16 protein-coding genes are annotated in these 20,554 nt (G+C 41.4%); 11 read left to right on the top strand and 5 right to left on the bottom strand.

Annotation, left to right across the window (positions count from 1 at the left end; all coding sequences use genetic code 11):
• The first annotated feature begins 2 nt into the window (after positions 1 to 2).
• Complete coding sequence (locus tag ACFSR5_RS04590) at positions 3 to 335, top strand: MbnP family protein (protein ID WP_380901184.1); 333 nt, start codon at positions 3 to 5, stop codon at positions 333 to 335.
• A gap of 27 nt (positions 336 to 362) precedes the next feature.
• Positions 363 to 1,058, top strand: coding sequence for a class I SAM-dependent methyltransferase (locus ACFSR5_RS04585; protein WP_380901182.1), 696 nt, complete (start codon positions 363 to 365; stop codon positions 1,056 to 1,058).
• A 44-nt stretch (positions 1,059 to 1,102) separates the two neighbouring features.
• On the opposite strand, the gene ACFSR5_RS04580 is transcribed toward ACFSR5_RS04585, so the two are convergent.
• Positions 1,103 to 2,395 (bottom strand): TCR/Tet family MFS transporter, encoded by a 1,293-nt coding sequence (locus ACFSR5_RS04580; protein ID WP_380901180.1) that lies wholly within the window; start codon positions 2,393 to 2,395, stop codon positions 1,103 to 1,105.
• 359 nt (positions 2,396 to 2,754) lie between these two features.
• Positions 2,755 to 3,378 carry an NAD(P)H-dependent oxidoreductase gene (locus tag ACFSR5_RS04575; RefSeq protein ID WP_380901178.1) on the bottom strand — a complete coding sequence of 208 codons (624 nt, stop codon included), beginning with the start codon at positions 3,376 to 3,378 and terminating at the stop codon, positions 2,755 to 2,757.
• A gap of 97 nt (positions 3,379 to 3,475) precedes the next feature.
• Here ACFSR5_RS04575 and ACFSR5_RS04570 point away from each other — a divergent pair, with 97 nt between their 5' ends.
• The 4 genes from ACFSR5_RS04570 (at position 3,476) to ACFSR5_RS04555 (ending at position 7,407) form a co-directional block, all read left to right on the top strand.
• Entirely contained in the window at positions 3,476 to 4,378 is a 903-nt protein-coding gene (locus ACFSR5_RS04570) for a LysR family transcriptional regulator (RefSeq protein ID WP_380901176.1), read from the top strand.
• A gap of 137 nt (positions 4,379 to 4,515) precedes the next feature.
• Entirely contained in the window at positions 4,516 to 5,637 is a 1,122-nt protein-coding gene (gene lpxB, locus ACFSR5_RS04565; protein WP_380901174.1) for a lipid-A-disaccharide synthase, read from the top strand.
• Positions 5,638 to 5,688: 51 nt separating this feature from the next.
• Positions 5,689 to 6,315 carry a hypothetical protein gene (locus ACFSR5_RS04560; RefSeq protein WP_380901172.1) on the top strand — a complete coding sequence of 209 codons (627 nt, stop codon included), beginning with the start codon at positions 5,689 to 5,691 and terminating at the stop codon, positions 6,313 to 6,315.
• A 66-nt stretch (positions 6,316 to 6,381) separates the two neighbouring features.
• Positions 6,382 to 7,407 (top strand): YCF48-related protein, encoded by a 1,026-nt coding sequence (locus tag ACFSR5_RS04555; RefSeq protein ID WP_380901170.1) that lies wholly within the window; start codon positions 6,382 to 6,384, stop codon positions 7,405 to 7,407.
• 35 nt (positions 7,408 to 7,442) lie between these two features.
• Here ACFSR5_RS04555 and trxA read toward each other — a convergent pair whose 3' ends face one another.
• Positions 7,443 to 7,760 carry a thioredoxin gene (gene trxA / locus ACFSR5_RS04550; RefSeq protein ID WP_380901168.1) on the bottom strand — a complete coding sequence of 106 codons (318 nt, stop codon included), beginning with the start codon at positions 7,758 to 7,760 and terminating at the stop codon, positions 7,443 to 7,445.
• 97 nt (positions 7,761 to 7,857) lie between these two features.
• Positions 7,858 to 12,282 (bottom strand): DNA polymerase III subunit alpha, encoded by a 4,425-nt coding sequence (gene dnaE, locus ACFSR5_RS04545; protein WP_380901166.1) that lies wholly within the window; start codon positions 12,280 to 12,282, stop codon positions 7,858 to 7,860.
• 279 nt (positions 12,283 to 12,561) lie between these two features.
• On the opposite strand from dnaE, the gene ACFSR5_RS04540 reads away from it, so the two are divergent.
• Positions 12,562 to 13,953 carry an aminopeptidase P family protein gene (locus ACFSR5_RS04540; protein WP_380901164.1) on the top strand — a complete coding sequence of 464 codons (1,392 nt, stop codon included), beginning with the start codon at positions 12,562 to 12,564 and terminating at the stop codon, positions 13,951 to 13,953.
• The gene (locus ACFSR5_RS04535; protein ID WP_380901162.1) at positions 13,946 to 16,123 is read left to right on the top strand and encodes a S9 family peptidase; all 2,178 of its coding nucleotides are present in this window, start codon (positions 13,946 to 13,948) and stop codon (positions 16,121 to 16,123) included. The genes ACFSR5_RS04540 and ACFSR5_RS04535 overlap by 8 nt, the downstream gene beginning before the upstream one ends.
• A gap of 61 nt (positions 16,124 to 16,184) precedes the next feature.
• Here ACFSR5_RS04535 and ACFSR5_RS04530 read toward each other — a convergent pair whose 3' ends face one another.
• A complete protein-coding gene (locus ACFSR5_RS04530; RefSeq protein WP_380901160.1) occupies positions 16,185 to 16,829 on the bottom strand; it encodes a 2OG-Fe(II) oxygenase in 645 nt (214 codons plus the stop codon).
• Positions 16,830 to 17,312: 483 nt separating this feature from the next.
• Between ACFSR5_RS04530 and ACFSR5_RS04525 the strand changes: the two genes are divergently transcribed.
• The 3 genes from ACFSR5_RS04525 (at position 17,313) to ACFSR5_RS04515 (ending at position 20,178) form a co-directional block, all read left to right on the top strand.
• Positions 17,313 to 17,522, top strand: a complete 210-nt coding sequence (locus tag ACFSR5_RS04525; RefSeq protein WP_380901158.1) for a hypothetical protein — start codon at positions 17,313 to 17,315, stop codon at positions 17,520 to 17,522.
• 932 nt (positions 17,523 to 18,454) lie between these two features.
• Positions 18,455 to 19,018, top strand: a complete 564-nt coding sequence (locus ACFSR5_RS04520; RefSeq protein ID WP_380901156.1) for a DUF4230 domain-containing protein — start codon at positions 18,455 to 18,457, stop codon at positions 19,016 to 19,018.
• 116 nt (positions 19,019 to 19,134) lie between these two features.
• The gene (locus tag ACFSR5_RS04515; RefSeq protein ID WP_380901154.1) at positions 19,135 to 20,178 is read left to right on the top strand and encodes an acyltransferase family protein; all 1,044 of its coding nucleotides are present in this window, start codon (positions 19,135 to 19,137) and stop codon (positions 20,176 to 20,178) included.
• Positions 20,179 to 20,554 lie beyond the last annotated feature (376 nt).

The raw sequence follows: 20,554 nt of genomic DNA, 5'->3' as shown, positions 1-20,554 counted from the left end.
AAATGATCAAAAAGAGTTTTTTTTCTATCGCATTATTGACAATGATGGCATCTTGTTCTAAGGACACAGAACTTGTGGAAGTAGTAGGTGGAAATCTTTCCATCGAATTTGACAATGTGTTAGGCAACGAGGATTTTGCGCTTGATAAGGCTTTCGACATTGATGGCAAGACCTATACATTTAATAGTTTTAGATATTGGGTAAGCAATATTCGATTACAAAAACAGAATGGTGAATGGATCGAAATCCCAAACTCTTATTACCTGATCGAGGAAACTAAGGACATTATTTTTTGTTTCTTCGCCAACGAATTAAAGAATACAGATTTAACGTAGGTATGCAATAATCTAGTAACTAAGAATATGATGAATCAAATTACCTCTTATTGGGACAAACAAAGTGAGATTTGGAGAGAAGAGAAAGAAGACGCTTGGCTTCTACCGGAAACGACTTACTGGCTCGAATTTTTTCAAGCATTACCGATGCCATCAGCAATCTCTGAGCGGAAAATATTAGAATTAGGTACTGCCTCCGGTTACTTTGCAAACATCATGGCTTTATGTGGTTATGAGGTAACTGCAATTGATGTTTCACCAGCAATGATCTCTGAAGCCGGAAATGTATCTCGGAAACAAAAGCTTACGGTTGACTATAGGGTTATGGATGCACAACGCTTGACATTTGCCGATGACTCATTTGACATCGTGTTTACGCGTTTGATGACGTGGACAGTTCCCGACCTACTAGCTTGTTATAGAGAGGTCTATCGGGTTCTAAAACCGGGAGGAAAATTTATAAATTTCGACGGTGATTTCGGAAGTGTTGTATTCTCCCAAGAGGGGCACGAACGCTATCCTGCCGAAATCATGGAAGAAGCAAATATCATCAAAGCATGCCTCGATATAAGCAAACACAAACGTCCGGCATATGATGCGGTAATCTTAGAACGTGCTGGTTTTCGTTCGATTGAATCCGATCAACAAGCGCAATCGCGTATTTTAAAGACCGATGAACGACCTACTGGGCTTTTTATGGTAACGGCTACAAAACCCGATTGAGCGCTGCTGCGCTGACAGCCCGCATTACTTGGTTTGCAATCGGGCTATACCTTCCTTTTCCGTTGAAAAGCACTATACACGATGACGATGCTAACTGTCATCAAGAGGAAAGCGAGAAAGAAAGGTGCCCCCGAGAACTTAAACGGTGCTTTGTCATGCGTGAAAAAATAAAACAAATTTGTCATCATTGGAGGGCCGACAATTGCGGTAGCGCTCATCAGACTCGTCAGCGCTCCCTGCAGTTCACCTTGTTCATTGGACGGGACATTCTTAGTGATAACCGATTGCAATGCCGGCCCACATATCCCCCCCAAGCAATATGGGATTAGAAACAAAAACATCATCCAACCTTGCGACGCAAAAGAAAACAATAGCATTCCAATCGCGTAGAAAATCAAACCGTAATAGATGCTTTTTTGTTCGCCCAGTTTGGGTGTCGTCCACCGAATCAGCACACCCTGAACCAATCCTATCAATAATCCGATGACACCCAACGAAATACCCACCATTCGTTCCGTCCAGTTAAATTCATACATCGTAAAAAAATTCCAGTTGCTTTGTACGGCATGACCAGCGATATAAATTAAAATCAATGCAACAATAAGCCCAGAAATTTCGGGGTGCTTTCCCAAAAACTTGAATGAACCGATGGGGTTCGCCCTTCGCCAATCAAATGTACGCCTCTTTTCTTTTTCCAAACTCTCGGGAAGAATAAAGTAACCGTACAGAAAGTTAAGCAAACATAATCCTGCTGCTGCATAGAAAGGAACACGGGAACCATAATGTCCGAGCAATCCTCCAAGTACAGGGCCAATAATAAACCCCAGACCAAAGGCTGCGCCAATGAGTCCAAAGTTTTTAGCCCGATCCTCATCCGTTGAGATATCAGCGATATACGCGCTAGCCGTTGTAAAGCTTGCTCCGGTGACACCAGCTATTACCCTTCCGACAAAAAGCCACCAAATATTTGGCGCAAGCGCCAGAAAAATATAATCGATTGCGAATCCAAATAAAGAAATCAGAATAACAGGTCGCCTTCCATATTTGTCGCTCAGATTGCCCACCACAGGAGAGCAGACGAACTGTGTAAACGCGTAAGCAAATCCAAGCCAACCACCATATGTGGCAGCTTCACTAATATCGCTATGGATAAGTTCTTCAATTAATTTTGGAACCACCGGAATGATTATTCCCCATCCGGTAATATCAATTAGCAACGTGATGAATATGAATCCGATAGCTGCTTTCTTTTTTTTATTTTCCATAGCGCCGTAAAAGTAAAAAAAATCCGAAAATATTTTATACCCCCGATGGGAAAGCTTAACTGTTAACCCCATCCGACCCTATCGGATTAACTTCCAACAAATGCATCGAGTTTGTATACACGCACGCTTATCTATCACAAGGTGATCTTTTTTAATTCCGTGTTCCTGTAAAATTCTTCATAAGAAAAATGCGCTGGTTCCTGTAGCTTTTCCACACTTAGTCGCCCGAATTTTGTATAGCTCCTTTTGTTGTCTACCTCCATCCCCTGTTTATTTATCCATATTTCACAAAAAAATTAACGTATTGTTATCATGTTCATCTTCATGTAGATCATATAGTATACATGCGTCCCCCTTTGTTGTTTCGTCCAGTAATGCAATAAAAAGGTCCTAATTTCTTGGCGATATTCGCCTTGCATTTATAATAGCAGTTAAATAGACGTGTGTGTTCGGTGTGTTTGCTTCGTTATAATGGTACTTAAGTGATCCATATACAAATTTTTATATCGATCAATCCTTTGCATCGTTGCATTTTTTTCAAGATCATGAAAATGAAATCCATCCATTCTTTCCATACCAACAAACTGATTCATCTTGTGAAAACCGAATAATACACCATCATCTACCGACCGTTGATCAAAAAATTCTCCCGGCAACGTAAAAGCGGTATCAGGTGCGTTCCATGTTGTTGTAACCATATATTTTTTGCCGCTCATTAACCCCCCCGTCCCGTAATGAACAGCCGGATTGCTCCGGCTACGTCCATCACTTGTGTACATGCCATTCTGATGCCCCGCCGTAAATACCTCATCGATATATTTCTTTAACCTATTTGGCACCTGGAACCACCATATAGGTGTATGATAAATAACGACATCTGCCCATTTGAAATGTTCAACCTCCTGCAATGGGTCATATTGGTTGTTGATATTAGTTATTCGAAATGTTATATTTTTTTCTTTCAATATAGATATTGTCCAGTCCGTTATCATTTCATTGAATTTTCCTCCTGAGTGAGCAAATTCTTGTCCGGCGTTTAAAATAAAAACATGCATATCCCTGTGATTTTATGTTAATGGCACAAAGATCTGTTCATCTTTTTTATAATACAAATAATTTAAATTGTACATTTGTATTATAATAATTATAGTTATGAAGTGGAATTTAGAATGGCTAAGAACATTTAAAGCTATTTACGAAACCGGCACGCTATCTGCCGCGGCTCACGACCTATTTATTTCGCAACCCGGTGTTAGCTTGCATTTAAATTCATTGGAAACATTTACAGGTTATAAACTTTTCGACCGATCGGCGCGAAAGATGGTACCGACCGAAAAGGGAAAGATCCTTTATAATTCTGTATTAGAGCCGTTAAAAAAAATGGAAGCCGCAGAACAACACTTCCATAAACGATCTGTAACAGAACGTGCAACACTTAGTGTAGGGATGTGCTTCGAAACGTTCCAGTATACTTTAGAAGAACATATTACCATGCTGCCCTTCAACCTAATTATTAAGTTTGGCGAATACCCTCAAATGCAGCACGACTTAGATGGCGGCTTTCTCGACTTGATTGTCACCCCAAAAAGGGGAAACCAGCAAGGTTTGGATTATGTGCCATTTTCAAAAGAGCGTATTGTTCTAATTGCGGGGAGTAAGACGAATACGGACTCGTTGGCTCGATTTATCCAAGCCGGTAAAAAGAAGTCGGCCATAGAATTCCTAAAAGAACAATTGTGGTACAGCACGGCTGCGGATATGGAACACCTTAAAAATTTCTGGCTGAAACATTTCGGTGAGCATCCAGATTTTAGTCCCAATTATATTGTTCCTAATATAAGTTCAATTATTCGCTGCTTAAGCAATGGCACGGGTTTTTCCATTGTCCCAGATTTTCTTTGTCGTGACGCGATTTCAGCGGGGCAAGTTAAGCTAATATGGGAAGGTGATACGCCACTTGAAAATACGTTGTTTTTTGGCACTCGAAAAAAAACGATGTACCGAAAAGAAATAGCTGAATTGCAAGAGTTATTACGACAAAAATGGGAAGCATAGAACCGTGAAAACACAAAAATCATTTATCAGGATTGATATTAGAAGGATTTTTTACGTTTCTTTTTTATGGATATCTCCCTATTTCTTCATCATTTATAATGGAATGGTGTATCTTTAACCTACACAATTTAATACGAATGAAATATTATTTGATAGCGGGAGAAACGTCCGGGGATCTGCATGGAGCGAATTTAATTCATGCACTAAAGCGAGAAGATAGACAAGCTACCTTTCATATCGTTGGCGGTGATAAAATGAAAGAAGCAGCTGGTTTACAGCCTGTGATTCATACGTCTGTAATGGCCTATATGGGCTTTATTGAGGTTTTGAAAAATCTAGGGAAAATCAGAAGAAATCTAAAAATTATAAAGTCGGATATCCAAAAGATCAAACCAGATATCCTTATCCTCATTGATTTCCCTGGTCTCAATCTAAAAATCGCCGAATTCGCTAAAAAGATAGGAATTCATACTTGCTACTATATATCTCCAAAAATATGGGCATGGAATCGAAGTCGTGTTCATAAAATAAAAAAGGTGGTAGACCACATGTTTTGTATTCTCCCTTTCGAAGTGGATTTTTACAAAACATATAGTTACCGAGTAGATTATGTAGGCAATCCTTTGTTAGATGCAATTGCAGCTCATACGCCAAATCCAAACTTTACCGAAAGGAATGGATTAAATGAACGTCCGATAATTGCGCTTTTGCCGGGGAGCCGTCAAATGGAGATCGAGAAACTACTGCCGGAAATGATCGATTTATACTATCTTTTCCCAGCACATCAATTTGTTATCGCAGGTGCTCCCGACTTCAGCGAGGCATATTACAGCCAATTTATAGGTGAATTGCCTATCCCTGTTGTCTTTCAGCAGACGTACGATTTGCTACAACACGCAGAGGCTGCTGTCGTGACAAGCGGCACTGCTACATTGGAAACGGCGATATTGAAGGTTCCACAAGTTGTTGTTTACAAAGCAAATACGATCACTGTATGGATTGCTAAGTGGTTGGTGAACGTGAAATTCATCTCGTTGGTCAATTTGATAAACGGCTTTCTGTCCGTTCGCGAGCTTATTCAAGAAGATTGCAATACCCGCACTATCGCCGATGAATTAGACGAACTTATTAATAATCCCGCACTTCGAAGTAGTGTCTTAGAAAACTATGATATCTTAGCCGAAAAGCTCGGAGAGCCCGGAGCTTCAGAAAAAACAGCGAAACTCATTGTAGCATATAGCAGCGAGCGTGCAAACTAAACCTTTGAAAGAATTGTTGTTCTAACTAACTACAACATAATACGAAACGTTATGAGAATAAAAATCATCATCGGTATAGTTTCCCTGTTTATTTCAGGACACGGAATCGCACAATCCACGGAACAGCACATCCCAAAGTTAGAGCTCCGTAAAAAGGAGAAGAAGCACTTCAATAACAGAGATTCTTCTGCTGTTATTTATATTGATACGCTCATCATGAAAGACAAATCGTCATTGCAATTCTTTGGTAAGAAGAACGTAAAATTGATCGTTAACTATGCCGAGATCGGAAACCGCGCATTTATTAGCGGCATCGGTAGACAAAACAATGCATCAAACTTTGATATTGAGATGCATTTAGTCAAACTAGGTTCATTGTATGTGGTTGCCCGGGGGCAGGATGCAATGAATGGAACAAAAACCTTTCCGAATGGCGACGGCGGACATGTTCGGTTTGCATACAGCGGTATCACTCCCCAAACGTCCGACAAAAAGGGACCGAACTATCTATACATAGATGTATCTGCAGGAGGAAGGACGACCAATCCGACCAGCGATCTCAATCAAATATATTCCCGCATTGCCACTTCCGCGCCGGGGCTACGCGGCGTCCCGCAAGGTCAGATCTATTCAGGTTCTCCTGGAAAAGACGGTGAAATCGTACTTAAACAAAAATAACTTTATACCATGTTTTCTACGCTATTTGTAAGGAGTACATGTCAATCGCTAAATTTTATATAAAAGATGACCGTGTTTTCTGACTATCTCAAAACAATAACATCGATATTGCTTTGCGCCGTGTCTTCTCTTAGCTTTGCGCAACATTTTTTACCGATAGCTCGTAAAGATGCGGTGAGCTTTCGTGGGGTCGAAACGTATAAAACCTCGTGTGTATGGGTCAGCGGTTCCAAAGGCACAGTAGGTAAATCAGTAGATGGCGGTAAAAGCTGGCTATGGGTAAACCCTAACGGCTACCAAAACTATGATTTTCGCGACATAGAAGTATTTTCTGAAAAAGAAGCCATCATAGTTAGTGCGGGCAGCCCTGCTGTTATCTTGAGGACATCCGATGGTGGGATCTCTTGGACCGAAGTGTACCGCGACGACCGCCCAGCTGCTTTTTTAGACGGAATCGATTTTAATGGCGCAGAAGGATTCGTTATAGGGGATCCCTTCGACGGCCGCTTTCAGCTCTTGCACAGCAAAGACCGAGGAAAAACATGGAACGATGTTTCGGACTTTATATTGCTCCTAGCAGAGGAAGGTGAGGCTGCTTTTGCAGCGAGCGGGACATCGTTATGTTATTTCAGAAACGATCTATGGGTGGGCACAGGAGGTGTCAGCGCTCATCTCTTTCGACGCAATGAAAAAAAACTCAAAATGGAGAAACTTCCCTGTCCCATTATTCAAGGATCAGCTAGCCAAGGAATTTTTTCCGTCGACTTTCGCACCGACAAAATTGGCATTGTTGTAGGGGGAGATTATAAGCGCGATAGCATTTCAGAGCAGGCCATTCTGTTGACCCAAGATGGGGGCTTCACGTGGGTTAAACCGAATAATTCCGGTAGTGGTTTTAAATCCTGCGTTAAATATCTGGACAAGCATGTCATCCTCACAACCGGTACATCGGGAACCGACATTTCGTATGATGGGGGCTATACATGGAAAAACCTTTCGGCAGAGAGTTTCAATAGCTTCGCTGTAGGAAAGCGAAAAAAGGAGATCTATCTTGTCGGTAGTCAGGGAAATATTTCGAAATTGATACTCTAAACAAAAAAGCTGACCAATCGGTCAGCTTTTTTGTTTTAGAACTGTTTAGTAAGTTTTTCAACTAAAACAGATTTTGGAACAGCACCGATTTGTTTGTCAACGATCTCGCCGTTCTTGAAAAACAACAATGCTGGAATATTTCGGATACCGTACTTTACCGAAATTTCAGGATTGTGATCTACGTTGACTTTTCCGACAACAGCCTGTCCATCATATTCTGAGGCGATCTCATCAACGACCGGTCCTACCATGCGACAGGGTCCACACCACTCTGCCCAAAAATCGATCAATACGGGTTTATCTGCTTTTAATACCAGTTCCTCAAAGTTGCTATCTGTAATTTCTAATGCCATAATATGTCCTTTTTAATTTTTGCTTGACAATAATAACAAAGATAAAGATTTGACCATAGATAATAGTCACCGGCTATTCATAAATTTTTATAGCTTATCAATTTAATCTATAATTTACTCCCTCCAGTTTTTCCAACCCATCTAAAAATTCATTCGTCAAATTGATTCTGGTGGATTTCGCGGGCATTTCAATAGCTAACTCATCCTGCACATCTAAAATTTTAAACTTTAATTGGCAATTTGACTCCCCCCCCTCCTGTTTGGTTGATTCTACTAAGGAGCGTACCTGCTGCACCAACTGGTCATCAAGTAGGTGAAGAGGGAGCTGTATTGTGAATGATTTGGCCATCTTATCGCGGAGGTCTGATAATAACTGTATATGTTTCAATTCAAACCCCCAGTTTCCGACTTGTTTAAAACGTTCCTGCACTAATCCACGAATCTGCACGAAAAATCCCTCCTGTAGATAACCTTTAAATTTCACGTAGTCTTCCCCGAAAACCATGATTTCAAACGAATCGCTATAATCTTCGATTATGAACGAACCGAACGGTTTTCCCGACTTCGCTATCCGATGGTTGGCCATGGCAATAATTCCGCCGATAACCACCTCTTTATTCTTTATACGGTTAAAATCCAGTAAAACCTCTTCCTCTACCTCACTGGCTTTTACTTTGTTGATTAGCTGTAAATCGGAGACACGGTTCGAACAGAAATGTTTGATTTCGAACTTGTAGTTATCAAGCGGATGACTGGTTAGATAAATGCCAATGACGTCTTTCTCATATTTCAATTTTTCGATTAAACCCCAAGCTGAACACGGTGCTAATACAGGTTCTGGCAATTCGGCCGCAGCGGATCCTCCAAATAGACTGGCTTGAGCAGAGCTTTCGCTATCTTTAACTCTATTCCCATATCGTATCGCTTTTTCGAGTCCCGTTGAATTGTCACCGTCCATATAAAAATACTGTGCCCTGTGTGTATTCGTGAAGCTGTCAAATCCTCCTGCATAAGCGAGGCTTTCAAATGCCTTTTTATTTGCCGAACGTAAGTCGATGCGTTTGGCTAAATCAAAAACAGATTTATACTTACCGCCTTTTTCTCTGGTTTCGACAATGGTATCCACGGCGCCTGCACCTACTCCTTTGACTGCTCCCATCCCGAAACGAATCGCGCCTTGGTCGTTGACAGTGAATTTATGATAAGATTCATTGACATCCGGCCCCAATACTGAAAGTCCCATCCGTCGACACTCTTCCATGAAAAATGTAACCTGTTTGATGTCGTTCATATTGTTAGACAGCACAGCCGCCATATATTCTGCTGGATAATGCGCTTTCAGATAGGCCGTTTGATACGCGACCCACGCATAACATGTGGAGTGCGACTTGTTGAAGGCGTAAGAAGCGAATGCTTCCCAATCTGTCCAAATTTTTTCCAAAGTTTTAGGGCTGTGTCCCTTTTCGGCCGCTTGGTCAACAAACTTGGGTTTCATTTTGTCAAGAACAGCCTTTTGCTTTTTACCCATCGCCTTCCGCAAAACGTCGGCATCTCCCTTAGAAAAGCCCGCGAGTTTTTGCGAAAGAAGCATGACCTGTTCCTGATAGACGGTGATCCCATAAGTCTCTTGTAAATACTCTTCGCAGGCATCTAAATCGTACGTAATTGGTTCAATACCATGTTTACGCTTAATAAATGATGGTATATATTCCATTGGTCCGGGTCGGTACAACGCATTCATGGCGATCAAATCTGCAAATACTGTAGGTTTTAATTCCTTCATATATTTCTGCATACCGGGCGACTCGTACTGAAAAACTCCGATTGTTTCACCCCGTTGAAAGAGCTCGTAGGTCAACAAATCATCGATAGGAAATTTGTCGGGATCCAACTCGACACCATGACGTAGTTTGACATTCACGACGGTGTCCTTAATCAACGTCAAGGTCTTAAGCCCCAAAAAGTCCATCTTGAGTAAACCTGCACTTTCCACAACGGAGTTATCAAATTGGGTAACGAAAAGATCGGAATCCTTTGCTAACGAAACGGGAACGAAATTCGTAATATCATCGGGTGTGATGATGACTCCGCAGGCATGTACACCGGTATTTCGCATCGAACCTTCCAATACACGAGCCTGCTTAATTGTTTCAGCCTCCAACCCCGCACCGTCTGCCAAGGATTTTAAACGGTTTACAGCTTCGATTTCCTCTGAACGTAAGACATCTTTAAGTCCCTTGTCGTCCATCGTAAAAATTTTGCTAAGCTTTAGATTAGGAATAAGCTTTGCTATTTCGTTAGCGTCCTGTAAGGGTAGATCAAGCACACGAGCGGTATCCTTAATGGATGATTTCGCTGCCATCGTACCATAGGTAATGATCTGAGCCACCTGCGAAGCACCATACTTATCGATGACGTATTGCATAACACGCCCTCGGCCTTCGTCGTCGAAGTCGACATCGATATCGGGCATAGAAACCCGATCCGGATTTAAGAATCGTTCAAATAGTAAATCGTATTTTATAGGGTCAAGATTCGTTATACCTAAACAGTACGCTACAGCAGATCCAGCAGCCGACCCGCGTCCGGGACCTACAGACACACCCATCGACCGAGCTGCTGCAATAAAGTCCTGTACAATCAAAAAATAGCCAGGATATCCAGTCTTTTCAATGGTCGCGAGTTCAAAATCCAAACGCTCAGTTACTACTTCGTCGATAACGCTATAGCGTTGTTCGGCGCCCCGATAGGTTAAATGTCTCAGGAACGCATTTTCCCCTCGTTTACCTCCATCCACCAGATCCTCAGCGTGTTGAAATTCTTCCGGTATCTCGAACTTAGGCAATAAAACGTCGCGATTCAATGAATATATTTCAATTTTGTCGAGCACCTCTTGAATGTTAATGATCGCTTCAGGAATATCAGCAAATGCTTTCTTCATTTCTGCCGCCGACTTGAAATAGTATTCTTGGTTCGGCAATCCAAATCGAAATCCCCTACCCCGTCCTTTTGGTGTAGAAAGCTTTTCACCATCCTTTACACACAAAAGGATATCATGTGCATGCGCATCCTCCTTTCGTAAGTAATAGGTGTTGTTAGTCGCAATCAACTTGACACCGTGCTTATGCGCCAACTGGATTAGTGTTTCGTTAACCCGATCTTCATCCTCCTGCCCATGACGCATCAATTCGATATAAAAATCGTCCGCAAACTGTTCTTTCCACCAAATCAATGCATCCTCAGCCTGCGCTTCACCAATATTCAATACTTTGCTGGGCACTTCCCCATGCAAGTTGCCCGACAAAACAATTAAGTCTTCTTTATACCGCTCAACAACGGAGCGATCGATCCGAGGTACGTAATAAAATCCATCAGTATAGGCCACTGAAGCCATCTTGGCTAGATTGTGGTATCCATTTTTGTTTTTTGCTAAAAAAACGATTTGGTAACCGTTATCTTTTCGAGTTTTGTCCTTGTGATCTTCACAAACATAGAATTCACCGCCCACGATCGGTTTAATGATACGTCCGTTGGGTGAATCCCCTCTTTCTGCGGCTTCCGCATTTTTTGCTTCTATTTCTTTATTAAAACCCAGCGCTTTATTTACAAAATGAAAAGCTCCCATCATATTCCCGTGGTCTGTAAGCGCAACTGCCGCCATATTCGCCTTACCAGCTGCCTCCACCAATGCAGGTATAGAAATTGTGGATTGCAGGACCGAAAATTGTGAGTGATTATGTAGATGTGCAAATTCAGCTTCATCGAAAGCTTTTCTAACTTCTTCGTCGATTTCCGTTGTCGTCGCCGCCCCTTTATTTTGTTTACGAATGGCGTCCGAAGCAGCTTTTAGATTGATATGTCGCAGCCCCAACGGTTGTATGGGGGTCGGATTTTGTTGCCTGAATTCGATGAAATACCCAGTATCCACCAACAGTTCAGTAGGAGTAAACACCTCCCGGCGAACGAGCTCGAAGAAACAACGCGTAGTCGCTTCCACATCGGCCGTTGCATTGTGGGCCTCAGCAAATGGAACTCCAAACAAAAATGCATGAAGTTCAGTCAGGTTTGGTAATTTATAACGTCCACCTCGCCCTCCAGGCAATTGCAATAATTCGGCAGTTACTTCGGTACAGGTATCTAACACAGGCAGCGCCGACATAGGCGAATCAACACCATAACGGTAAAATTCGGCACCCATAATATTGATATCAAAACCAATATTTTGTCCAACGACAAACTTTGACTTGCTTAAGGCTTCGTTAAACTTGATCAAAACATCAGATAGTGGAACACCATCTTGTTCCGCAAGCTCCGTAGATATTCCATGTATTTTTTCCGAGTCGTACGGTATATTAAATCCGTCGGGTCTGATCAGATAATCCTGATGCTCTACCAATCTACCCATCTCATCATGCAACTGCCAGGCTATCTGAATACAGCGTGGCCAATTATCCGTATCGGTAATAGGCGCGTCCCAGCGTTTAGGCAAACCGGTTGTTTCGGTATCAAAAATTATATACATCTAATTCCCTTTCTCTTCTCACAAAGTTAAAAAATAAGACGTGTATTGACCTATCTCAATATATAATTTGTTGTCAAATAATCGGTATCTTCGTGACGCATAACCTAGAAAAAATGGCCATATTTGATTCTTTGAGGAACCCTCACGCACGTCGAGACGGGCGGTAAAGCTTTCTAAATTGTAAAATATGAGTATAAGTGGCTAAAATATGCAAACGATTCTTTTTTTAGTTTTTTCATTTTTACCGTAATTTACAAAACGGACTAAATTAAAAAAAACATGTTTTCAGCAGATACGTATAGAAACCGTAGAGAAGTGCTTCGTGATCGCATAGGAAATGGTATCCTATTGTTTCTTGGCAATATCGAACATCCGATCAATTTTGAGCACAATACCTATCCATTTCGTCAAGATAGTACCTTTCTCTACTATTTCGGTATCAACGCCCCATCTCTTGCCGCTGTCATAGATATAGATGAAGGTCAAACTATCGTTTTTGGAGATGAAATGACGATGGACCAAATTGTGTGGATGGGTCAGCAGCAAACACTTCACGAAAGATGTCTGGAAACCAACGTTACCGAATCCAGACCGTACAACAGTCTTTTTGCGTATGTGCAAGAGGCCCTCGCTACGAATAGAGAAGTGCATTATCTGCCTCCTTATCAGCCGAGCAATAAAATCCTTTTGCATCACCTGCTAAACCGGCCTCTTACATCATTCCACCCGTCCATTATATTCATTGAAGCGGTGGTTGCGCAGCGTTCTATCAAAGAGACTCAAGAAGTGTCAGAAATTGAGGAAGCTGTTCGAGTGTCCGCCGAGATGCATTTGCTCGCAATGCGGCTTGCGAAGCCAGGCATGCGTGAACGTGAGATAGCTAGTGCCATTCGACATTTTGCTGCGGATCAGGGGTGTTCACTTGCTTATCCCCCGATTTTAACCATTCACGGAGAGATCTTACATAATTCGTATCAGCAACATCTACTCAAGGAGGGAGATCTCTTATTGAATGACTCCGGCGCTGAGACATATCGTGGATATGCGGGTGATTTAACACGGACCTTTCCCGTCGGGAAGCGTTTTACATCGAAACAACGAGAGCTCTACGACATCGTATATTACGCCTTCCAATCTGCAAAATCCCGTTTACAGCCAGGGGTTTCGTTTAAAGAAATTCACTTGCATGCCTGTGAATCATTAGTAGAAGGCTTAATTGCTATAGGACTGATGAAAGGTAACGCCAAAGAAGCTGTAAAACAGCATGCACATACCATGTTTTTTCAGTGTGGGCTTGGTCACTTGATAGGACTCGATGTACATGACATGGAAGATCTTGGCGAGCAATATATTGGTTATACCGCTTCAGCGCCGAAAGATACGCGGACGTTTGGTTTAAAATCTCTGCGTCTTGGAAAAGCGCTCGAACCAGGTTTCGTAGTTACCGTAGAACCCGGTATCTACATCATTCCCGAGCTTATTGATCAATGGAGAGCCGAAAATAAACTATCTGATTTTATCAATTATAGTAAACTTGAAACATATCGTGACTTCGGGGGCATACGTATCGAAGATGACTTTTTGATTACTCAAGATAGCTATCGTCTGCTTGGACCGGAATTAATTAAAACAGCGGATGAGATTGAAAATTATAGAGCAAACTATGTATAAAATAAATCATTTAGCCAAAGAAATAACCCTTTCCGTAGCGCTTGTTGTCTCGAGTTTTGCAGTCTTGGCTCAACGACAATGGACAAGTGATGGAAACGGATATTATAATTTTTCAAATAAAGAAATTACAGTGACCAATGTACTGCGTCCAGGTGAAAGCAGACCTTTTCTTAACAAAGCCGATCTTGTTCCAACAGGCACAAATACACCGCTTGATGTACAAAGCTTCCAAGTTTCACCGACAAACGGTAGCCTCCTGCTGTTTACGAACACGAAGCGAGTTTGGCGAGAAAACACAAGGGGCGACTACTGGCTGTTTAATAAAGCAACGCGAAAGTTGACACAACTTGGTGAAGGTTTGCCTACTTCGTCGCTTATGTTTGCAAAGTTCTCGCCCAATGGGCAACAGGTAGCTTATGTTTGCAAGCATAACCTCTATGTCGAAGACTTAAGCACGCATCAAATTACGCTACTTACGTCGGATGGTGGCAACAAAATCATTAACGGTACTTTTGACTGGGCTTATGAAGAGGAATTTGGAACCAAAGATGGCTTCCGATGGTCACCTGATGGTACGAAGATTGCATTCTGGAAACAAGATGTCAGCAGTACGCGCAATTTTCTGATGATTAATAATACGGACAGTTTATATTCGTTTACGGTACCGGTAGAATATCCCAAAGTTGGCTTGCCTCCGTCTGCCACAAGTGTATGGATCGTAGATGTCGGATCTAAAAATACGATTAAAGTAAAATTGGATGGTGACGAAAGCCAGCATTATATTCCACGAATGGAGTGGCTTTTGGATGGCAAAGGCGTTATTTTACAACGATTAAACCGGAAACAGAATGAAAGCTTGATTTGGATTGCCAATGCCGCGAATGGGATGGGCTCAATCATACACGAGGAACGAGACGTCGCTTGGATTGATATTAAATCGCGTTGGAATAACAATGATCCGAGTGGCTGGGATTGGGTGGACAACGGAAAAGAATTTCTTTGGCTATCGGAAAAAGGCGGATGGCGCCAGCTTTATGCCATTGATTTGACGGGTAAAGAGCGACTAATCAGCAAAGATACGTTCGACATAATTAGCCTCGCATTATTTGACACACAACGAAACAACGTTTATTTTTATGCATCGCCATCCAATGCTACACAGAAATATCTTTACAAAATTGACTTAAAAGGAGGTCGATCCACTCGCGTTACCCCGGCATCATTTGCCGGCACGAACACCTACGACATCTCACCGAATGGTAGAGTAGCTATATTTAAACATAACAGCACCATCGCTCAATACGATGATGCGATCGTATCCCTTCCAAATCATGAAGAACTCGTTCCGTTCGCCAGGCAAAAAAACGCAGATCCCTCCGATGCTAAAACCGAGTTCTTTCAGGTTACTACCGTAGACGGAATTACGCTGGATGGTTGGATGGTTAAACCTAAAAATTTTGATCCAAGCAAAAAATATCCTGTTGTCTTTTACGTGTATGGAGAACCTGCCTCACAAACTGTTACGGATAATTTTTATACCGGAAAAAATTTCTTGTATGTTGGAGACATGGCTGCAGACGGTTATGTTTATGTGTCGTTAGAAAACCGAGGCACACCAGCTCCAAAAGGGCGAATGTGGCGCAAATCCATTTATCGCAATATCGGTCGATTGAATATCCGTGACCAAGCCATGGGAGCCAAAGAAGTCTTTAAATTTGGATTCATAGATACAACACGTGTTGCTGTTTGGGGTTGGTCAGGCGGAGGTGCTTCCACGTTGAATTTGCTCGGACAATATCCGAACATCTATCAGACCGGAATTTCTATCGCGCCTGTCACTAACCAATTACTTTACGACAATATCTATCAAGAACGCTATATGGGACTTCCACAAGAAAATGAAGAAGACTTCATCAACGGTTCCGCAATTACTTACGCCAAATACATTACTGGTAATTTACTATTGATACATGGCACAGGCGATGATAATGTGCATTACCAAAATGCCGAAATCTATATCAATGAATTAATACGACATCGAATCGCCTTTCAACTCATGTCCTATCCAAACCGAAGTCATTCGATCAGTGAAGGCGAGGGCACAACGGAACATCTTCAGAAAACGTATACGAAATTTCTACAGGAGAACTGTCCACCGGGCGGCCGTTAAAAGCAAAAAACAATGGAAAAAGTCCTCGGTCAATGCCCAAGGACTTTTTTAGTAATACATCTTAAAAGAGGATAGATTCGCCTCGGTTTTTTAGCCAACCAGTAATACTGTATCGCGTACGGTTAACTTCTTTTACCTCGTGCTCAATCAGGCGGCTATCAAAAATAGCTAACCGGCCCAAAATCGGAGGTATTTCAACTTCTGTTTCTTGACCGCCCTCCCGTGGGAGATAAAGCGTCAACTGCCCGCCATATGTGGATGACCAAACTTCGTCGTTGAGATAGAAAACCACCGAAAGGGTCCGCCGCTGATCATTTCGAAAAACATCTAGATGTCGCTTGTAAAATGTCCCGGGCTTATACACCGCGTAATGGAATTCGGAATCCTCGATTCCTAGATAGCATGTTCGATTGAGATAAGCAATAAAATCGTTAATCTTATCAAAAAACACACGCTCCACATCATCCTGAAGGGCCTGATCTATCCACAGGATAGAGTCGCTACGGATTTTTTTGACCACCTGCTCCTCCTGTTGCTGGCCGATAGCGGCAGATTTAAACGTATGTTCTTCATGCTTTTTTTGAACCTGCTCTCGTAATACCTTTGCTTCTTCCGGTGTGAAAAAATTGTCGACCACAGAGAAATTTTGTGTCAATAAGCCGTCAATGATTTGCTCATAAACAGGATTAATTTGTATCGTACTCATGGAGTAAAAAATAAGCACAAAAGTAATAGGCGAAGCACAAGCATTCGCACAATTTGAAAAATAAATAGTGTGCTACCACTTACTTGATATCCTTGCTAGGCAGATACATGTATTTCTTCATTCCATCTGAGACAATTCCAACTTTTATTTCAATGGACAAAAAAGCAAGTAGAAAAGTTTGGATGCACGGCCGTGTAGCCGGTGTACCTTTAGATTAGTAAAATGCAGCAATACGACATGCAGATCCTCCTGTTAAAACTTGTTAAAGTCGATAATCTGATGTATTTATTCGAACTTTCCGTCGTTATAAAAGAAAGCTTAGCAAAATACTTCATAAGTTAGTTTATATTGGTTAGTTTGAAAAGTCTTAGGGTTCCCCGCCTTAGGACTTTCTAGTAGGTTCCCGTCGTAATCATGTTCCGTTTATGTGAAGCGTCATGAACGAATTGTCCAATTAAACGTTCTGTTTTTAAAACAAGCAATATGAACATACTAAAACTAAACGTCCAAGATGCAACTGTATCCCATGACAACGAACGGCCGACTATCACACTTCGTTTGGAAATAGCCTTCCGTTGCGAAGAAGAGATCGACCAATTTTATACCGCTGGAAATTTAGACACGACTACTTTAAAAGATACCGTCATCAAAGCTGTTACCGATCAACTTCAAGGAGTTAGCTTAAAAAAATAATTAACGTGTCGGTCCAGTCTTTGTCGAAAAATCCTATTTTGCAAAATTTTAGTGTTTGAATTCTATAATTTTGCCACATGGAACAGGTCGGAAATATTGAGGCATTTTATAAACGGATTGGCTATCACACTGAGCAGGCGCAGGCATTCGACAAGCCTCATATTAATATTTGAACGCTCTGCGTGTAAAGGTAGTAACGGGTTGGAAATATCACAGTCCGGCTCTCAAAAAAGCTGCTTTTGTATTTTCAATGAGGCATTTATTCGACAATGCAACGAGCTGCTACAAGAATTCCTATCTTTCAGTTAATACGGGGAAAAGATATTGCCCCGTACTTATCAGCAAATGGAAGAACTACCACTCTTCTTCCATAAAATGATGGAAGAAAATCAGGGGCGAATTGCTTTTTTCCATACTTTAACGGACGCTTTCCCAACGCAGCAGGGATAGCTGCAACATCTTTTTCAGCTATGGCGTCGTATCTGCCGTCCATCCCGTATAACAAGCCCAAGTTTCCATAGGTTATTGCGTGATCGCGTCTTTCGGTTTTTTACGTTGCTTCTTGTCCTATGGAAGCAAGCTCATATTTAGATTTTCAGGCTCATTGTCAATTTAATGTCAGGTTAACAAGCAATACAACGTTGCTTGATACGATTTAGCAAAACTTTCCGTTATAAAGGTAATTCATAATTTAGGTTAATAATTGGTTAGTAGTAACATCCTGAAGCTCCCCGCTTCGGGATGTTCGTTTTTAAGCGCGCTCATTGGAAAATGCGGACTCCTGGCTGGATCTGCCACATGGGCAAAGTAGTTGAGAAAAAATGCATCAATGTATGCTCTATGCAGGAAATCAACAGATAAAACTGCTGATTTATAGCAAAATAATTACAAATATTTCCGTCTATTGGAATGCCTTTTGACAAGGTTCATATATGATAAAATTCTTGAAAATTGTACTCGTTTTGACATTTATCACTCTTCTTACTTGGATGCTTGTTGTAAAATACAGTAACAAGCCAACAGTAGATGCGAAGCATCAGGTATTAATTGAACGCGTCGAGGCCATGGGTAAACTAGAGTTGGTTAAATATAGATTCAGCGATGTAATCGAGCATAAGAATATCAGTACCTTTTTACCTGACGCAAGCGTGCTTCTTATTGTGAAAGCCGATGCGGTCGGGTGTGTAGATTTAACTAAGCTAAATCCTGATCATATACAGGTTGTTGGTGATTCAGTTTCTATCCAACTGCCCAAGCCTGAAATATGTTACGTGAAAATTGATCATAAAGCTTCAAAAGTTTACGATACTAAAATGGCGTTTTTTAGAGAGGCAGCCTTAGTAGACGAAGCTTTCAAAGGTGCTGAACTAGAGGTTACCAAGGAAGTTATGAAGTCCGACATTTTACAGGAAACCAAAACGAACGCACTGCACGTCTTCCGGCCGTTGTTGCAAGGACTTGGTTTTACGAAGATGAATATATCATTTGAGCTATAGTGTCCGCTAGTTTATCTAGTTTGATTTGCGTAAGCTATATTTAAAATATTATCTTCGCTTAGCTATAGCTGCGCTATAGCTAAGCGAAGATAATATTTTAAGCCGCTTTGTTCAGCATGCAAAAACAACATTTTGCCGTTTTAGATGGATTGCGTGGAGTTGCCGCTATCGCAGTGGTGATTTTCCACTTTATGGAATGGATTATCACGGATTTCAAGGACAATTTCGCCGGACACGGATTTCTTGCAGTAGACTTTTTTTTCTGCCTTTCCGGCTTCGTAATGGCCTATGCGTATGACGATAAAATAAAAACGATAGGGACGAGTCGTTTTATAATCCGACGGCTTATTCGTTTACATCCCCTAGTGTTCATCGGATCGACATTGGGGCTTTTCGGCTATCTTTTGGATCCTTTCTATATGGAAGAACCAACCGGAATTGTAGACACTTTTAAACTTTTTGTCTATTCTATCCTTCTTATTCCGTATCCTGCTCTGGCCAGCAAATCTTACAATCTTTTCGGATTCAACGCACCGGCATGGTCGCTTTTTTGGGAATATGTGGCCAATCTAAGTTACGTGTTCATGTTGTCACGTATCCGCAAACACGTGCTCGTAGTTGTACTCGTACCCGCCGCATTGTTATTAGTCTATGTCGCCTATCGAGACGGAAATCTTGCTGGAGGTTGGTCACGCGACAATTGGGAAGTTGGGGGCATCCGTTTAGCTTACTCGTTTTGTGCCGGATTGTTTGTATGGCGAAAAAAAATCATTATTAAAAACCGAGGGGGATTTATACTTCCTGCAGTATTATTACTATTGGCCTTGTTCTCGCCTTTTTTTAAGTACAATTGGCTCGCTGAATCGGGTATAGTTCTATTTTATTTTCCGTTCCTTATATCACTTGGCGCAGGCGCCAGTACAAATTATCCTGTCGAACGGATATGCACGTTTTTAGGCGATGTTTCCTATCCGTTATACATGACTCATTATTGGACATTATGGATATTTGCTGGATATCTGCGCTCGGAGTATTTCCATGCCGCACACCTTCCTTGGGTTGTGGGCTGTAGCGTGCTGCTGTTAGTATTGCTTGCTTATCTAATTATGAGGTATATCGATATCCCTCTTAGACGGTGGCTGCAACTAAAAGTGGAATAGTATATGGTAAAATTTTCCGTTTCTTAAAACTTTCTGGATACGAAATCGTTATTTCCATACAAAAAGTCTGTTTGTTAGCTGTATGCTGAATGTATAGGGTATAACAAATAAACTTACTAAAAGTGAAAGTCCAAGATGTAAATCTCGGACTTTCCTTTTTTTTCTAATTGTTTCCCCAGCGGAACGGTATACTAAAGAACGTTTTTATACCGTTAAAGATATACTGATAAACATTTCATAATAAATTAAGTAATTGTTTGATCAATCCCGATGTTCCCAGCATTGGGATTTCTTTTGTAAAGTTGAAAACAAATCCAAGCAATGTGCGTTATATATGAACAAGAGTTTATTTATTATCATGTAGCTCAATCTGTAG

The organism is Sphingobacterium suaedae (genome assembly GCF_042684625.1).
In the GTDB taxonomy this organism is placed as follows: domain Bacteria; phylum Bacteroidota; class Bacteroidia; order Sphingobacteriales; family Sphingobacteriaceae; genus Sphingobacterium; species Sphingobacterium suaedae.
The sequence above is the reverse complement of the archived record's forward strand: the minus strand, read 5'-3'. Positions and strand labels throughout refer to the sequence as shown.

What these genes read in the sequence shown, in the direction of transcription:
- ACFSR5_RS04540 (WP_380901164.1), top strand. Translation starts at nt 12,562, where the DNA reads ATGTTTTCAGCAGATACGTATAGAAACCGTAGAGAAGTGCTTCGTGAT.
- ACFSR5_RS04535 (WP_380901162.1), top strand. Translation starts at nt 13,946, where the DNA reads ATGTATAAAATAAATCATTTAGCCAAAGAAATAACCCTTTCCGTAGCG.
- ACFSR5_RS04525 (WP_380901158.1), top strand. Translation starts at nt 17,313, where the DNA reads ATGAACATACTAAAACTAAACGTCCAAGATGCAACTGTATCCCATGAC.
- ACFSR5_RS04585 (WP_380901182.1), top strand. Translation starts at nt 363, where the DNA reads ATGATGAATCAAATTACCTCTTATTGGGACAAACAAAGTGAGATTTGG.
- ACFSR5_RS04590 (WP_380901184.1), top strand. Translation starts at nt 3, where the DNA reads ATGATCAAAAAGAGTTTTTTTTCTATCGCATTATTGACAATGATGGCA.
- dnaE (WP_380901166.1), bottom strand. Translation starts at nt 12,282, where the DNA reads ATGTATATAATTTTTGATACCGAAACAACCGGTTTGCCTAAACGCTGG.
- ACFSR5_RS04520 (WP_380901156.1), top strand. Translation starts at nt 18,455, where the DNA reads ATGATAAAATTCTTGAAAATTGTACTCGTTTTGACATTTATCACTCTT.
- ACFSR5_RS04530 (WP_380901160.1), bottom strand. Translation starts at nt 16,829, where the DNA reads ATGAGTACGATACAAATTAATCCTGTTTATGAGCAAATCATTGACGGC.
- trxA (WP_380901168.1), bottom strand. Translation starts at nt 7,760, where the DNA reads ATGGCATTAGAAATTACAGATAGCAACTTTGAGGAACTGGTATTAAAA.
- ACFSR5_RS04570 (WP_380901176.1), top strand. Translation starts at nt 3,476, where the DNA reads ATGAAGTGGAATTTAGAATGGCTAAGAACATTTAAAGCTATTTACGAA.
- ACFSR5_RS04555 (WP_380901170.1), top strand. Translation starts at nt 6,382, where the DNA reads ATGACCGTGTTTTCTGACTATCTCAAAACAATAACATCGATATTGCTT.
- ACFSR5_RS04515 (WP_380901154.1), top strand. Translation starts at nt 19,135, where the DNA reads ATGCAAAAACAACATTTTGCCGTTTTAGATGGATTGCGTGGAGTTGCC.
- ACFSR5_RS04575 (WP_380901178.1), bottom strand. Translation starts at nt 3,378, where the DNA reads ATGCATGTTTTTATTTTAAACGCCGGACAAGAATTTGCTCACTCAGGA.
- ACFSR5_RS04580 (WP_380901180.1), bottom strand. Translation starts at nt 2,395, where the DNA reads ATGGGGTTAACAGTTAAGCTTTCCCATCGGGGGTATAAAATATTTTCG.
- ACFSR5_RS04560 (WP_380901172.1), top strand. Translation starts at nt 5,689, where the DNA reads ATGAGAATAAAAATCATCATCGGTATAGTTTCCCTGTTTATTTCAGGA.
- lpxB (WP_380901174.1), top strand. Translation starts at nt 4,516, where the DNA reads ATGAAATATTATTTGATAGCGGGAGAAACGTCCGGGGATCTGCATGGA.